Raw genomic sequence first — 16,111 nt, forward strand, 5'->3', positions numbered from 1 at the left:
CACACCTATCTGGGAAAATACATGAAAAGCAAGAGCGAGGAAAGATGATGTATGTTAAAGGGCGAAGTAAGTACACGAAAAGCGAGAGTGAGGAAAGATGATGTATGTTAAAGGGCGAAGAAAGTACATGAAAAGCGAGAGTGAGGAGAGATGATGTATATTGAAGGGCGAAGTAAGTACATGAAAAGCGAGAGTGAGGAGAGATGATGCATGTTGAAGGGCGAAGAAAGTACATGAAAAGCGAGAATGAGGAGAGCTGATGACTGTTGAAGGGCGAGGTAAGTACATGAAAAGCGAGACTGAGGAGAGAGGAAGAATGTTGAAGGGCGAGGTAAGTACATGAAAAGCGAGAATGAGGAGAGATGATGTATGTTAAAGGGCGAAGTAAGTACATGAAAAGCGAGAGTGAGGAGAGATGAAGTATGTTAAAGGGCGAGGTAAGTACATGAAAAGCGAGAATGAGGAGAGATGATGAATGTTGAAGGGCGAGGTAAGTACATGAAAAGCAAGAGCGAGGAAAGATGAAGTATGTTAAAGGGCGAGGTAAGTATATGAAAAGCGAGAGTGAGGAGAGATGATGCATGTTGAAGGGCGAAGAAAGTACATGAAAAGCGAGAGTGAGGAGAGATGATGTATGTGAAAGAGCGAAGTAAGTACATGAAAAGCAGGGAATCCGAAGAATGATGTACCCAAAGGAGCGAACTAAGCATTAGTGTAATTTTCGGGGAAAGAGACCTTGGAAAGGGTGGAACTATGAAAGGCTATACTAAAATATAATATGGTATTTTTTACTGAAGCGTCCTGGAAGTTGGCACAAGTAAAGTTTAGCAGTATAATACTTAGGTAGCTAACCAGTATCCATTGTATTTTTTATAGAAAAAATGAGTTTGAGTTTAGTAGAAGAAACAGGAGTGGTGTTTCTTCTTATTTTAGTTTGAGTTAGAAAGAGGAGAGCGTTTTTGCAGAATTTAAAATACTATCTGTTCCTGTTTGTCATTATGATTTTTTGGGGATTTAATGTTCCTCTTTTGAAAGTTTTAGTAGAAAATATAAGTCCTGTCACCATGACTTCTTACCGAGTGATGCTGGCTGGACTTACTGTTTTTATTATCCTTTGGTTCCTTAAGTTACTTAGGCTTCCTACTTTAAGAGAAAGTAAATATATTGTTCTTGGATCTTTTTTAAATGTAGTTTGTCATCATTATTTTTTATCAGTAGGGTTAAAATTAACAACTGGTACGAATGCGGGAATCATTGTAGGTGCTGGGCCCATCCTGACGGCCCTGATAGCTGCGGTGCTTATTAAGAGAAAAACCTCTGTATGGAGATGGATTGGGTTTGCTCTAGGGGGAATTGGTGTCTCCGTTACGGTTTTGATAGGAAGTCAGGGAGTAACAGGAGTGTCGCTTGGGGATGTGTTTGTGTTTTTATCAATTTTCACACAGGCCTTCAGCTTTATCTTAATCAGCAAGCTTGCCAAAACGTTGGATCCTCGCCTGTTGACTGGTTATATGTTGGTTATAGGAGCTAGTGTTTTGATGGTAATTAGCTGGTTCACCGAGCCTGGAGGATTATCAGGCTTTGCTACGATATCCTGGAAAGTCTGGCTGGCGTTTTTCGTGTCCGCAATTCTAGCGACGGCTGTTGGGCACATGTCCTATAACTTTATTATAGGCAAAACGGGACCTGCAGAAGCATCAATTTTCCTTAATTTCACTCCATTCTTTGCCCTTATCGGTTCGGCCATTTTGCTTGGCGAAAGAATCATGCCGTACCATATAATAGGATTGTTATTTATTGTTATGGGGGTTTTATTGGGATCAGGTGCTTTTGAGGAGCTAGTGTTGAGGAGAAAAAGAAGGAGGGGCCTGGCCCCGGCTGCGCTAAAGCGCTAAAGTAAATACCAAATAAGTCATGTGGGTTTTGTCTGCATGGCTTTTTGGTTGTGTATTTCCTTTAAAACACAGCACCATGAGAATGCAGGATAAGGTCACACATTATATTTAGTAATATACTCCCACACCTTTCGTCCTGTTTCATCGTGCTTAAAAGTAAATAATGTCTGCCCGAACATGATATTCATCCCTGAAATATCACGAATTTCAGAGGCTGCTAAGTAGATTTTTAGCCTCTGGAATTCTTTTAACTTCATAAAAAATTCCTCCTTTTCATGCCCTTCGTGATTAGCCGTTTCCACAATTCCTGTTGCAATGCCTCTTGCAATTATTCCTTTTTTATTACTATATAAAAAAACTAAATCATCCTTCTTAAAGTGGTGAATAAGCTGTTTCCATTTGCCATAATAGGCTGCACATTTTTCCTTGTTTAACATATCCACTTCACAGGCTTTATTGGATGATTGATTTGTATTAAGTATATGTACTCTGCTCATTCCGCTTCACCTTCATTTTTTTTAAGTTTATTCCACTCTTCATTCTAAAATAAACAAAGTTTGGGTTTTATCTAATACTTTAGTACTGTTTTAATGGAATGTTGGTAGAGTGGGTATTTTTCAGCTATACAGTAATACGACAAAGTTCTATAATTTATGTAACAATATAAATCCGAAAAGGCAAACCTTTGGAAACTTAGGGACGCAAAACTATAGGGGCTTCTATTAATCTCTTAATATGCCAGCCAGTTACCGAAGAGTGTGGTCGTGCGCTATTCTTCGGAGTAGCTTTTTTTTCGATAGATTTTTATTGAACTTATTATAGGGGGAACATCCACCAATGAAAAAACTGATTTTTTCAACAACTCTTGCTTTTACACTAACTATTGGATCTTGTGCAAGTGCAGAGGGTAATTTTTCTGCTGATGCTGGTACAACACCGGATGAGTTTGGATATTTTTTTGATCGGCTTTTAGAAGACTTGAAGTATGCATTCACGTTTGATTCTGAAAAGGAAGCTAATCTATTGGTAGATTATGCAATGGAGCGTCTGGCAGAGGCAAAATCGATGACAGAAAAAGAGAAGAATGAATTTGTTCAAGAACTAGTAGATGACTATATGGAAATACTAGAGGATGCACAGGTTAAGATTTCTGAGATTGTATCTGATGAAGAAACAGAGGAAGAACTAAAAGAAGAATTAAGTGATTTGCTTGAAAGTATCACAGAGATCGATGAAGAAATAAACGAACAGTTAGATGAAGAGAAGCAACAAAAGGTTGCTGAAAAACAAGATGAAGCATACATGGTTGCAAATGTGGTAAAGGGCTACGATATCGAGCAAGTGAAAGCTCTACGTGACCAAAGCTTTGGCTATGGCGAGATAGCTAAGATTATCTCTCTTTCTGAAATTACAGGAAAAACGATCGATGAGGTTGTTAGTCTATTGAGTGGCGGAGAAAAAGAATTGGAAGAAGTTATGGTCGAATTAGGTGTTACCATGACTCAAATTAAACAATCGGCTCTTTCCAAAAAAGCTCTATCCGTTGAGGAAGCTTTAGCTGCTGCAGTCGCTAATGGAGACGAAAAAGCTATAGAAAAGCTAACAAAAAAACTAAATAAACTTCAGGAACGTCAAGAAAAACTGGCTTCCCGAGAAGATCAGGACGAAGAAGCTGAAGAGCAGGAAGAAATGGAAGTAGCAGAAGCAGAAATGGAAGTAGCAGAAGCGGAAGAAGCAGAAGAAGCAGATGCAGAAGAACTAGAAAAACAACAATCCGAAGAAACTACTGAAAATGAAAATGAAGTAGCAAAAGAGGAAGGAAAAAAAATAGCGGCACAAAATAAAGAAGCAGCGAAAAAGATTGCTGAGCAAAATAAAGAAAAAGCAAAACAGCAGGCTGAAGCTGCAAAAGAAAAAGGAAAGAAAAACGAAGACGATGAAAATGTAGAAAAAGAAGAAGAAAAAGAAGATGATGTAGAAGAAGAAAAAGAATCAGAAGATAACGAAACAGAAGAACAACCAGGGCAAAAAGGAAAAGATAAAGCAAAGGAAAACAAAGAAAGAAACGGTAATGGAAATAAAGATGACGAAGACGAAGATGAAGATGAAGACGAAGATGATAATGATGATGATGAAGAAGAAGTTGGTGGCGAATAAAGGCCTCCCCCCGTCACGGGAAAGCGAAGTCTTGCAGAATATTTCTGCAAGGCTTTTTGATTGTTTTTTGGTGGCCACTTATTGTTACCGTTCTTTTGAAACTCAACAAGCAATCTATCAAAATTTTGTAGATCAATATGGAGAAGAAGCGGCCAATCGCTTTAGTGCTAAGCCTGGCGAGAGTGAACATCAAACTGGACTGACAATGGATGTGACTAGTGAAAGTGTAGACTTTGCCCTTGTTGAAGAATTTGGTTCGACAAAAGAAGGAGAATGGATAGCAGCACATGCAGCGGAATTCGGTTTTGTTCTTAGTTATCCAGAAGGGAAAGAGGATATCACCGGTTATATCTATGAACCATGGCATTACCGTTATGTAGGAGAAGAGCATGCAAAGTTTATGAAAGAAAACGATCTTGTGTTAAAAGAGTATTTGAATGAATATTAATTTATTTTGATTGGATATGGTTTGTTTTGGTGGAAGTATCAAAATAGTGTCCCTAATTAGGAGGCCAATTCGCAATAAAGCGGATTGGCTTTTTTTAGAATTTCTACGGAAGTTGTAATTCTAGTAAGTAAAAGTATTCTACTTATGTTACTTTATTTATAGAGGTGTATATCATGAAAAAAAAACCAATTTATGTAGAAATTCCAATTGAGGCTGAGGTAGATGCAGTTTGGGGAATGACACAAAAACCTGAAGTTCATAAACAATGGGATCTGCGCTTTTCTTCTATTACTTATTTACCGAAAGAAAATGCAGATCAACCACAATCCTTTTTGTATGAGACGAATATTGGGTTTGGCCAGAAGGTCGCTGGCTGGGGGAAAAGTATAGGTACACATAATAAAACAGATGGTTCAAAAACATCCTCTTTGCACTTTGGTACCGAACAAAAAATTTCTCCCATCCGTGAAGGAAAGGGATATTGGAAATACATACCTAAAGAGAACGGGACCACATTTCTTACCCTGTATGATTATGATACTCGATTTGGTCCATTCGGTCGATTTTTAGATCTTTTGTTTCGTCCTATAATGGGGTGGGCTACTGCTCTTAGCTTTGATGTACTCAAACGATGGATAGAAAAAGGGGAAGTGCCACGAGCACAATATATCCGTTTTTTTAGTAGTGTTCTAATCACTGCGCTCTTTTTCTTTGTGTGGTTTTATCAAGGACTCGTACCGAAAATAATTGCAAAACATCCTGAAGAAGTTGCTATGTTATCCAATCTATCTGCTTTAGCTGGAGCTACTGCAGAAATGGCTGTAGGAATCATCGGTGTGCTTGAGATTTTGTTTGCGTTTGTATGGCTATTTTATCGTAAGAAAAGACATTTATTCGCCCTGCAAATCATTGTTTTTCCAATACTAACAATTACAGCCTTAGCAGCTAATCTAACAATCTCTGTGCATCCCTTTAATCCGGTCACCTTTAATGCTAGTCTCTGGATACTCTCCATAGTTGGCTATTTACTTACAAAAGATTTACCAACTGCCACTAGTTGCAAACGAACGAGAAAGGGTGTTTGATTGTGTCCATTTACCACACCCTGTTAGGAGATGACTTTCTAAAGCTACATCCAAAATTGCAAGCACGTTATACGCTTCCATTGGGTGAACCGTTTTATGCGGTCGGAAAAATGTCAAAGATTGAAACAGGTGCTTATTGGCTAAAGCCTCTTTTGAAACTAGCTACGCGCTGGAATTTTCTTTTTCCTGAAAGTGGGAAGGATGTTCCGTTTACGATTAAAAATACGTGTCGTTCCTTATCGACTGGTGAAGAAGAAATATATTGGGAGCGAACTTTCTATTTCAAAGAAGTCAAAAGACATTTTAATGCATCTATGACTATTGATGCTGACCGGAGAGTAGTGAGAGATTATTTAGGTGAACCGAATTTATTTTACTCTGATTTAATGTTCAAGGTTACACCAGATGGGAGCCTTCATATAAGCTCAGGGTACCAGCGTTTAGTTATGGGGCTTATGGAAATCCCTATTCCGCAGGTCTTAAGAGGAGTTGTGACGGTAGAGGAAGGATATGACGATGTCCGAGAAGTCTTTACGATCCAAGTTTTTATTCATAATCGGATTGTGGGAAGGATAATGGCCTATGAAGGTGAATTTGAAGCACAGTCTTTTTAGCCCTATTACAATTATGGGGATAGTCCTCTTTACAGCAAGCAGCCTGAAAGTGGACGAACCATACACATTGATGTTAACAGCTGCACAATTAATTTTCGTTCCACTCTTATTGCAACTTATTATAGAACCAAAAATTCAGTACATTATTTTTACATGGATTGCTATGTTCTCCATCTTTTTATTGCATATTACATCTTCCAATACCTTGCAGATTCTACTTGCTCTTATTTATTTGGGGTTCACTTTTTTTGTAGCTTTGCATGGGTTTAGACGTTTTTTTCAGCGCGGTTTTACTAATTGGGCAGAAATTTCAATTGATATAGGGATGATCTATTTATTAGTAGGCGGTTTATGGTTTTTTGCATATATTGCTGGGATTGATACAGGTTTTAGTCCACTGATAACCTGGTTAACAGCCATTCACTTTCATTATTCTGCATTCCTATTTACTATATCCTTAGGCTTTTTTGGACGCTTGCATGATTCAAGATTGTATCGGTTAATTGTTCCCATTATTCTAGCAGGACCTCTGCTCGTCGCTATTGGTATTACATTCTTGCCTGTTCTAGAATTGATTTCCGTGATCTTGTACATTTTGGCAATTTACAGCCTAATAGTTTTGGCTTACCGAACACCTTTTAACACTAGGTTGCAGGCCATTCTCATACGTCTCTCCTATAGTGCACTTGGTGTTACAATCTTATTTTCATTGTTATATGCGGCAAATAGTGTCTTTGCCAAGTGGACGGTTACGATTGACTTTATGATGAAATTCCATGGGTTACTGAACTGTGTCGTTTTTGGAATGTTAGGAGTACTCGGTTGGACTCTAGCGCCTCCTCCAACAAGGCAAGGCTTCTGGAGCTTTCCAGTAAGTAAAGTTCGAGGGAAGTTCAATAAAAGTGGAGATCAACTTTCAGGACTAGTGGATGATATGAGTGTTTTTGTTGATACGAAGGTTACATCAAAAGCAATTGTCGATTTTTACGAGCAGACTAATCAATATAGATTGTTCGCTAATGTAAAATGGGCCCTTTGGTTTAAACCGTTTGCTTTAGGCTATAAATTAATTAGTCTGAGACTTCAGCAATTGAACCTACCCCTTTCTAGTAAAAGTATGGAAATGACAGGAAAGATATACGAGGTAGACTCTTCACTTGACGGGAGAAATAAACCACGTGCCTGGGTACGCAGGGTGAAGAAGAATATTGTTTTTGTGGCGATTTATTCACATCACATAACAGAGGGGAGAGCATATATGAATATTGCACTTCCTCTTCCATTTGCATCTATGATTGGTATTTTGCAAATAGATCAAACCAATGAATCTCTTATACTCACAAGTGAAGGTGAAGGAGAAACTGGAATTTTCTTAACAGTAGGTAAAACTCTTTTCAAGCTACCATTATCGGAGCAATTTTTTATCGAGGAAATAGAGGAAGGTTCATTGTCAGCGGTTCACAAAATGAGGATTTTCGGGATACCATTTTTACAAATCGATTACCAAATCCACCGTAAATAACGGGTAAAAATAATTAAAACACCCAGAAACAATCTGGGTGTTAATTTACTTTACCGTAGCACCCCATGAGGCAAAACAGCATGAACACCCTTCACACCATTCACCACTTGAGTCACTCGTAAATCCACCGCTACACTAGATAGTGCGGTGGCTTCTACCTTATCAATCTCAAACAGCTCTTGCATCAGTAGTACCATTTCATCCAGCGCAACGGCCGCTGCCTCATTCAGATCTTCATTAAATCCAAAGGTAATCCAGCCAGCTGGAGTATTGGCTCTCGGCATTTTCAATTTCATATCTTCTCGAACTGTTAGTGTTATATCCACATGATCCATTGGGCATTCAATTGCCGTACCTGAGCTTTCACCGTCACCTTGCAGAGCATGTCCATCTCCTATCGAAAATAGTGCGCCCTCTACTGAAACAGGCAAGAAAAGACTGCTGCCTCGTACAAGTTCTTTACAATCAATGTTTCCGCCACAGTACCGGGGAGGAGCGGTGGAATGTGTTCCTGGTTCTGCAGGGGCAACACCTAATAACCCCATAAAGGGCGAGAGTCCCACATGAAACTTGCGGTCGCCTAACAGGCAGCTGCCTGTCATCGTTTGTGGAGTCAACTCCCAATCCACTTGCAGTTTTTCTGTTTCCACAATCCCAAGCTTCTCGTTCTGCCAATTCTTCAAGCCGCCAGCCCAGTTGCGTCCGTACCAGCCAGGGACAATCTCATTTAATCGAACCTCCAACACCATGCCTGGTTTGGCATTGCGTACTGCAACTGGACCGAAAATCGGATGTCCGGGCTTTTCTTCTTTTTCCCTTGAATTGAAAATTACTCTCTCCTCATTTTTAGAGGGGGAATAGCCATACTGAATATCTAAGGTTTTCAGGTGAATGGTATCGCCGGAATCGACCGTCAATATAGGCTCATAGTCCTTATCAAATGATCCATGGATATTTTTTGAATCTAGTTCTATTTTATGTATCAATTCTTTCAACTCCTTTGGTTGTAAAGCTCTAGAGAAGTATTTCGGTAAGGGTGGATGAAAAACCTTTATTGAGATGAATTATTAGATTTATCAAAATAGTTTGACATTTAATTCAAACCATGTAAAATAAAATACATAACTGGTACCTACCAGCGTACCAGTATCAAGCGACAGGGAGGTGAGTAACCAATTGTGATTAATCAAACGAGCCCTATGCCTTTACATAGTCAGCTTCGTAATCTTCTTGAAAAAGAGATTATGAAAGGGAGCTTTGAAAAGAAAATTCCCAGCGAAAGAGATTTGATGGAGCGTTACCAGCTTAGTAGGACAACAATAAGGGAAGCGATTTCTTCCTTGGTTCATGATGGATTGCTAGAGAAAGTGCATGGAAAGGGAACATTCATTAAAAAAAATCCCCCTGTTCATGAGTGGATGAACACGTTAAACAGCTTTACCAAAACTATTGAAAATACTGGTCTTGAGCCTGGTTCCAAGCTCATTGCTCATGGGTATACCAATTCACCTAAAAATTATTTCGATTTACTTCAGTGTCCTGATGGCTACTTCATAGAACGACTTCGCTATGCCTCTCATTATCCAATTGCGATGGAAAGACATTATTATTCTACCGAAATTGGAAAAAAACTTGCCTCTTATGACCTTAACTCTATTGTTATTTATGATGTGCTAGAACAAGACTTTGGGCTGCAGCTATGGGAAACGTACGAGACTATTTCCTGCAGGGGTGCCAATAAAAAGGAAGCAGAGTTATTAAATGTGCAAGAGAAAACTAGTTTGCTTGAGATGGAAAGGATACTCTATGACCAGACTGGTCAATCAATAGAATGCTTGAAAAGCGTGTATCGACCAGATATGTTCGCATTTAAAATAAAACGTTTAAGAAATGGGGGAAGTGTATGAGCTTAAAGGTAAAGCTAGTTAAAAAACAAAAAATTAAGATGACACCGAGCGAGGCTATTGTTGAAACACTTTTGGCAGAAGGCGTGGAACATATTTAGCAAGGTGCAAGATGCAAGACGGCTAGGCTGATTATTGATTGCGTCTTAGCAGGTGGCCCCAAAATTAATTGAGGGAGAGACGCCTTAAATTCCCCCCAAAAAAAGAGCTGCCGAGTTTCCCTGCTTTGCTTGGAAATCTCGGCTAGTCCGTTTTTCAATGTCTGTTTTTTTGAAGTTTATTCACTCGATAAACATATCCGAGATAAGGCAAACCTGTGAAAACCAGCCCGATTAATGAAAGAGAGAGAAGAACCGTTTCGACAATTTTTACAGTACCTTCAAATCCAGTGAATAAGGAAAAGTGAGAAATCAGGAAAGATACTGCCATGATTAAGAATGTAACCACAACCATTACCAATGCTCCCTTGCCCATCACCTTTTTCTCGTTTTCGTATTTTTCGACGACCGAGTCTTTGTCGGTATAGATAGGAGCTGTTCCTGGTGAGGCGCTATAAAGGTGGATATAATTTGCTAACGAACCCATGTGCGTCCAGCCTGCCTCTTCGAAAAAGGCAAAGTAATCGCTATCTGCATCTTTGCGATAATCAAGTGAATATTGGAGCTCCTGACTTTGTCCTTTTTTCATCTTATAGCCCATAAAGGCAAATCGATCGAATATCCACCCTTTGCGAGCGAGCCTCTCCAGTTTTACCATGTCCTTTTCTTCATCAAATGCCAATCCGCCGCTTATCACATACTTCGTTTCTCTCATTCTACATCTTCTCCTTTCTGATCGAAAATAAGTTTTGCATGCATAATCATTTTTTCCCTGCGTTTCACATCTTTTATTAGCAATTCAATCCCTTTTTTTGTAGCAATATACGTTTTTCGCTTATCTACCTCATCACCAAGCTGCTCGATCATACCTGCCGTTAAAAGCTTCTTAATGGTGGTATACATGGATGCTGGACCAATCGTAAATTGCTTTTCCGTTAACTCTTCAATGTTTCTCATAATAAGATAGCCGTGTCTTGCTTCAACTAGTGAGAGCAAAATATAGTACGACGTATCTGTCAGTTCACCTGTTTCAAGTACATCATTTCGAGCCATTTGATCACCGCCATTCTCCTTTATATCGTTTAATGATATATCATTAAATATAATATATCGTTTAATGATATATGTGTCAATAGCTGTTAATTAATTTGCATTTTATAAGGCGAAAATAGTTCTCTTTGTGCGTTGGAGTGGCGGGGGAGGGTTAAGCAGTTTTTAGTTTCGCTATAGGCCGTCGTTGTTCTCCACGAAATGTTACCCGATACCCTGCTTATTCTCAAGTGAGCCTATTAACATAACAAAAAGCCTGTCCACCCAACGCTCGATAGCGAAGGGGGGACAGGCCTTTGTTTTACTTGATAGATTTGGTTAATTTCTACCACCTCGACTTGATCTAATCGAGATTTAGATTACTCTTGTTCTTCTTGCAAAAAGCAAAGCACCAAAACCAACAAGTAACAAAGCAAACCCTACAAGAATATAATTCATTGTATTTGTAGCAGTTACCGGTAATTTATTGCCTTCTGCTTTTTTATCAGTACTAGTTTTTGTATCTTTTTCTTTCTTTGTTCCATCAGTATTTTTATCGTCTACTGGTTTTCCTACAGGTGTTTCTTCTTTGTCTTCTTCAACTGGTGCAGGATTTTCATCTTCCTCGTCTGCTTCAAGAGGAAGAGTGGAAACAGTGATTTCGTTTAAGTCTAACCAGTTGCCTTCAGCATCAAAAGCGGCTATAGCAATGTCATAGGAAGTATCTGAATGTAGGTCTGTGAAAAGGTAATAGCCTTCTCCAACTGTATCGACCCATTCCTGATCTACCATTATTTCATAATAAGCAATTTCTTCTTCGCCTTCATATGTCCAATCAATTTCAATGCTGTTATCTGTCACATCAAGTACATTGATATCGATTAGGGAGGATCCATAATAATCGTCTTCATCCAAATATACTACTACTCCTCTAGCAATAAGTTCATCCACAATTGCAAGTTCTGGAGTACCTTCTTCAAATGTTAATCCTTCAATTCCAAATAAACTTACTTCCATTAAATAATCTAGTGTCAAAAGTACGCTAAGATCAGAAACGGCTGTATGGTGCAGATATAGATATTCCAGATCTGACAGTGTGTCCAATACGGAGATATCCGTAATCGGGTTTCCGGAAATATCTAAGCTAAATAGATACATATCTTTTAAAGCATCAATATTTGTTAGAGCGTTATCTGCAATACTTAAGTGCCCTAAATACTGAAGGTTCTTCAATGGTGTCAGGCTTTCAATCATATTTCCTTGAAGGTCCAAGGATTCCAGGTTATAAGCGTATTCTAAGCCAGAAATGTCACTGATTTGCATATGTGAAGCATACAGATAATATAATCGGTCCATATCTGATTGGTAGATTACACGATCTGGCAGGTGAAGGGACTGACGAATTGCTTCGTCTAAACCAGCATCAGCAATAGTGATAATATCACCTGTTGGAAGAGGAAGTGTCCTAGCCAATGTAAAAGCCTCATCAACGAACTCTCCATCCTGATTATACATTTCTACTAAAATATCGTATTCTGTATCTGCCTTTAAATTTGTAACAAGTAGGTAATTTTCGATTGTTTCTTCATAAAGAGTACCATCAACATATACTTTGTATTGATATTCATGGTAAAGGTCCTCTTCGTTCTCGAAGCTGTACCACCAGGAAAGGAATATACTTTCCTCTGATGTACCTTCTGTCCATAGGTCAAAATACGGGAAAAACTCCTCATCGAAAAGGTCCACATATACTCCTGCATCCTGCCATACATTTAATATATTCCACACTGAAGACCCTTCGGAAAGGTCAAGATTAGTACCAAGTAATGTCACTGAAGTAAGATGTGTCAGCTTAAGCAGTACATCAATATTGGAAATGTTCGTGTCATTCAAATAAAGGTATTCAATATTTGTTAACTTTTCTAAATGTTGGATATCTGAAACCGGGTTACCTGCCAACCATAAAATATAGAGGTTGGTTAAGTTGCTTAAAGGTGTGATATCGGTAATATTGTTTCCTTCCAAATCCAAATCGTACAACTTAGTTAAATTGGCTAGAGGGCTTACATCTGAAATGTTATTAAAATAAAGAGCAAGGACCTCTAAGTTAACCGCTTTTTCCAAACCTTCAAGGCTTGTAATATTCATATCAGCAGCATAAAGCTCTGTTAAATTCACTACATCACTTTCATATAGATCTCTTGAAATACCGTAATGATCTTTAATAGCCTGGGCTAAGTTAACATCTGCAAATACAGCCTTCTCTCCAGTTGGAGCTGGTAGTGTAGTGATTTCCAGACTGTTTTCCAATAAAAGAACATTAGAAGATGTAAGGGCTTTTACCGTCACTTCATATGTTGTATTTGCTGTTAAATTATTGAAGGTGTAATCCATAAATCTTCTAGAAGAACCGGATTCGATGAGATTACCGTCAAGGTATAACTCGTATTTCGCTAGTGATCGATCATTTTCACTAATATAACCATACCATAAAACATTAAAGCCACTATCATTCACATACATTTTTTCGATTGCTAAGAAAGGTTCTTCCATAAAATCATCTTTGATACTTTCTTCAATGGAAGCATCTTTTTTTGTAACAGGTTCTTTTTCTTCTTCCACATTGGAGTCTACTTCTTCCACGTTAGAGTCTACTTCCTCTACATTAGAGTCCCCATTCTCTTGATTCGAGGCAGGAGCTTCCAACGTAATCGTTATTGCTGGGCTAGTAAAAATAGTATCGTTTGAATTCCATGCAATACTATATTCAATGCTATGACCACTTGGTGCCACTTCGTCAAGATATGTATAGACGTGTGTGCCCTCCGCGGATTGCTCTTCTAGTAATTCTGGTGAGATTTCCTCGGATACCCCATCTTTTACTAATGAAAAGCTTTCGTTTTCACCAGTTACTTCATTATTACTGTGTGTTTCCCAAACAAGCGAAACGCCTTCTTCTGTTTGCACTACTTTCGTTAAAAGAACACCAGCGTCTTCTGCAGTACCTTCTGCATTTACAAAAGCTGGGCTTAATAATGAAAGAAGTAAAGTAAATACAACAACTACATTAAGCAAAAAATGCTTTTTCAACTAAAACCAATCCCCCGATTCTATTAAATTCTCTATCTAACAAAATGATTATACTCGCAATGTTCAGAAAAGGGAATTACTTTTTATGTAATATTTTTATATAAAATGTAAATTATTTTGTTGACAAAATTCGGATATAGTAAACTATTAATTTGCTATAGTTTAGGGTGGGGATAGTGACTGTGAGGGAGGAGAAGTGCGGAATAGATTGATAAAAGAAGGGAATTTTCATACAAAGCTTCTCATATACAATAAAAAAGAAGGCGCCATTAAGGTTTACCCTTAAAGAAGCCTTCTTTTTTATTGTATATGTAGGTCATGTTGTTGCGGCTACCCCAGAAAAGCAAATCTAGCAAACCAAGTTTTGAAGCTTGGCCCGGCATAGGTTAGCTTCCAGCTTGTGATGTTCTGCTTTAGCCATAATGGACGCTTTTAACTCTTGATCCAGACAATCCTTGGCTATAGCCGAACAATAAGTAAACCTCATTGTGTGCCATAAGTACTGTAAGATGCGTATGAACTTCATAGCGTTTCCTCCTTTTCTCATAAATCAACGGAGGTTGATGCGGGTAACTGGCTGACAAGTTTCAAAACACAAACTTTAGTCCCTATAGTTTTGCGTCACTAGCTTACACTAGCTTTGCCTTTTTCCATGATTTATGAAATACCTTCTCATTATAATGCTTATGGTGATTATTTATATAGGCATTTAGACTTAGTTTGTCGGATTTAGTCGAATATCACCATTGTTAACTGGTTATATTTGATATTCCGCTATACAGCTCATTTAACTGAACAGGGTGACTCTCCATATGGAAAGTCACCCTGTTCTCTTGATGTGCTTGGATATATTTGTTAAAAGGGGCCAGACCCCTATTACTAGTACAGCTTCCCTTGCTTATATAGAACAGTTGATAGTTTCATGACAGAATGGATGTAGCAGTTCTGTCGAAGTGGGAAGGGGTCGCCGAAGTAGGCGGGGAGGATGCTGTCCATGGTTGTTTTCATTTGTTGGTGCAGCAACTGGTACACTTGGTCCTCGGAATAGAATTGTGTTTCACGGCCTTGCATCCATTCGAAGTAGGAGACAATAACCCCGCCGGCATTTGCAAGGATGTCAGGTATGATGATGACTCCTTTGTCGCTCAGGTATTTGTCTGCTTCACTTGTTACGGGTGCATTGGCTCCTTCCACGATAATTCTTGCTTTTATTTTGTCCATGTTTTTCTCGTGTACTTGATCTTCCAGTGCAGCAAGGATCAGAACGTCCATATCAAGATATAACAATTCGCTGCGGTCTTGGATCTCTGCCTTTATTCCTGCTTCCTCCAGCTGTTCTATAGTTGTAGGAAGATCGCTGTTATGGAGTGAGGTATAACGTACAAGTGCAGGAATATCTAACCCATCAGGATTATATAATGTAACGTTTTTATCGCTGACCGCCACGACCTTGTTCTCTAAGTACTGACACTGGAATGCCTCGAGAGCTGCAACAGATCCTACATTACCAAAGCCTTGTACCCCAATTTTCAAAGGCTTTCCATCGTAGTCCAATGCCGTTTTTGCAAAAGGATTATCGTTATTGGTAAGAAACTTTCTTTGCTCTTTCATGAAGTCGTACAGCATGTAGCGGAAGGTAAAATAGACGCCCTTACCAGTTGCTTCACGACGGCCAAGAGAACCGCCGTTGACGATGCTTTTACCTGTAAAGCTTCCTTTATATGCCTGACCTGGTCGGATGCTTTTGTATTCTGCCATCATCCAGTCCATTTCCCGTTCGCCTGACCCCATATCCGGTGCTGGAATATCTTTGTCAGGTCCGATGATATCACTGAAATACTGGACATATTTTTTGCAAATAAGATGCAGGTCTTTCTCCGAAAAGGAGCGAGGGTCCAGGATGATTCCCCCCTTACCTCCTCCGTAAGGTACGTCATGAAGCGCATTTTTTAAGGTCATTAGGGAAGCAAGATTAATTACTTCCTCTTCATTAACGGACTCATGAAAACGTATGCCCCCCTTATATGGGCCAAGCGCGTTATTATGCTGAACACGAAAGGCAGGTATCCTGACAACGCTTCCATTTTCTAAAGCAATCCGAAGAAAGGACTTATGTACATGATTTGGAGTGGAAAGTATGGCTCCTAAAGAGGTGAATGCCTGTTCTCGATCATTTCCCTGTAGACCAGGGAGAAATGCGGTGTCCTCCAGTAAAGCGTTCAATGAATCTTGTACAATTTGTTTCGTTTGGCTAACCATTTTACTTCCT

General features: G+C 39.0%; 14 protein-coding genes and 2 riboswitches. Of the genes, 7 read left to right on the top strand and 7 right to left on the bottom strand.

Annotation, left to right across the window (positions count from 1 at the left end):
• Positions 1–959: 959 nt before the first annotated feature.
• Positions 960–1,895 (top strand): DMT family transporter, encoded by a 936-nt coding sequence (locus K9B36_RS06575; protein ID WP_223701225.1) that lies wholly within the window; start codon positions 960–962, stop codon positions 1,893–1,895.
• A gap of 95 nt (positions 1,896–1,990) precedes the next feature.
• Here the strand turns inward: K9B36_RS06575 and K9B36_RS06580 are convergent, their stop codons facing one another.
• Positions 1,991–2,392, bottom strand: coding sequence for a hypothetical protein (locus K9B36_RS06580; RefSeq protein WP_223701226.1), 402 nt, complete (start codon positions 2,390–2,392; stop codon positions 1,991–1,993).
• Between the two features lie 169 nt (positions 2,393–2,561).
• A riboswitch (cyclic di-GMP riboswitch) is annotated at positions 2,562–2,649 on the top strand.
• An 83-nt stretch (positions 2,650–2,732) separates the two neighbouring features.
• Between K9B36_RS06580 and K9B36_RS06585 the strand changes: the two genes are divergently transcribed.
• The 5 genes from K9B36_RS06585 to K9B36_RS06605 all read left to right on the top strand — a co-directional run bounded on the left by K9B36_RS06585 (position 2,733) and on the right by K9B36_RS06605 (position 7,721).
• Positions 2,733–4,052, top strand: coding sequence for a DUF5667 domain-containing protein (locus tag K9B36_RS06585; RefSeq protein ID WP_223701227.1), 1,320 nt, complete (start codon positions 2,733–2,735; stop codon positions 4,050–4,052).
• Positions 4,000–4,500: a M15 family metallopeptidase gene (locus K9B36_RS06590; RefSeq protein WP_223701228.1), complete on the top strand. Its 501-nt coding sequence runs from the start codon at positions 4,000–4,002 to the stop codon at positions 4,498–4,500. Before K9B36_RS06585 ends, K9B36_RS06590 begins: the two co-directional genes overlap by 53 nt.
• A gap of 173 nt (positions 4,501–4,673) precedes the next feature.
• On the top strand, positions 4,674–5,585 hold the full coding sequence (locus K9B36_RS06595) for a DoxX-like family protein (RefSeq protein ID WP_223701229.1): 912 nt from the start codon (positions 4,674–4,676) through the stop codon (positions 5,583–5,585).
• Between the two features lie 2 nt (positions 5,586–5,587).
• Entirely contained in the window at positions 5,588–6,199 is a 612-nt protein-coding gene (locus tag K9B36_RS06600; RefSeq protein ID WP_223701230.1) for a DUF4166 domain-containing protein, read from the top strand.
• Positions 6,168–7,721, top strand: coding sequence for a YndJ family protein (locus tag K9B36_RS06605; RefSeq protein WP_223701231.1), 1,554 nt, complete (start codon positions 6,168–6,170; stop codon positions 7,719–7,721). Before K9B36_RS06600 ends, K9B36_RS06605 begins: the two co-directional genes overlap by 32 nt.
• A gap of 50 nt (positions 7,722–7,771) precedes the next feature.
• Here K9B36_RS06605 and K9B36_RS06610 read toward each other — a convergent pair whose 3' ends face one another.
• Positions 7,772–8,707 carry an acetamidase/formamidase family protein gene (locus tag K9B36_RS06610; RefSeq protein WP_223701232.1) on the bottom strand — a complete coding sequence of 312 codons (936 nt, stop codon included), beginning with the start codon at positions 8,705–8,707 and terminating at the stop codon, positions 7,772–7,774.
• A gap of 192 nt (positions 8,708–8,899) precedes the next feature.
• On the opposite strand from K9B36_RS06610, the gene K9B36_RS06615 reads away from it, so the two are divergent.
• Positions 8,900–9,628, top strand: coding sequence for a GntR family transcriptional regulator (locus K9B36_RS06615; RefSeq protein ID WP_223701233.1), 729 nt, complete (start codon positions 8,900–8,902; stop codon positions 9,626–9,628).
• Between the two features lie 252 nt (positions 9,629–9,880).
• Here K9B36_RS06615 and K9B36_RS06620 read toward each other — a convergent pair whose 3' ends face one another.
• From K9B36_RS06620 to K9B36_RS06640, 5 genes are all read right to left on the bottom strand, one after another.
• On the bottom strand, positions 9,881–10,438 hold the full coding sequence (locus K9B36_RS06620) for a DUF2812 domain-containing protein (RefSeq protein ID WP_223701234.1): 558 nt from the start codon (positions 10,436–10,438) through the stop codon (positions 9,881–9,883).
• Entirely contained in the window at positions 10,435–10,776 is a 342-nt protein-coding gene (locus tag K9B36_RS06625) for a PadR family transcriptional regulator (RefSeq protein WP_223701235.1), read from the bottom strand. The genes K9B36_RS06620 and K9B36_RS06625 overlap by 4 nt, the downstream gene beginning before the upstream one ends.
• Positions 10,777–11,127: 351 nt before the next feature.
• Positions 11,128–13,842, bottom strand: coding sequence for a leucine-rich repeat domain-containing protein (locus tag K9B36_RS06630; protein ID WP_223701236.1), 2,715 nt, complete (start codon positions 13,840–13,842; stop codon positions 11,128–11,130).
• A 349-nt stretch (positions 13,843–14,191) separates the two neighbouring features.
• Entirely contained in the window at positions 14,192–14,368 is a 177-nt protein-coding gene (locus tag K9B36_RS06635; protein WP_223701237.1) for a hypothetical protein, read from the bottom strand.
• Positions 14,369–14,407: 39 nt separating this feature from the next.
• A riboswitch (cyclic di-GMP riboswitch) is annotated at positions 14,408–14,497 on the bottom strand.
• 224 nt (positions 14,498–14,721) lie between these two features.
• Positions 14,722–16,101 (bottom strand): Glu/Leu/Phe/Val family dehydrogenase, encoded by a 1,380-nt coding sequence (locus K9B36_RS06640; protein ID WP_223701238.1) that lies wholly within the window; start codon positions 16,099–16,101, stop codon positions 14,722–14,724.
• Positions 16,102–16,111 lie beyond the last annotated feature (10 nt).

The sequence above is a fragment of the Sutcliffiella deserti genome, assembly GCF_020037475.1.
GTDB classification, from domain to species: Bacteria; Bacillota; Bacilli; order Bacillales; family Bacillaceae_I; genus Sutcliffiella_A; species Sutcliffiella_A deserti.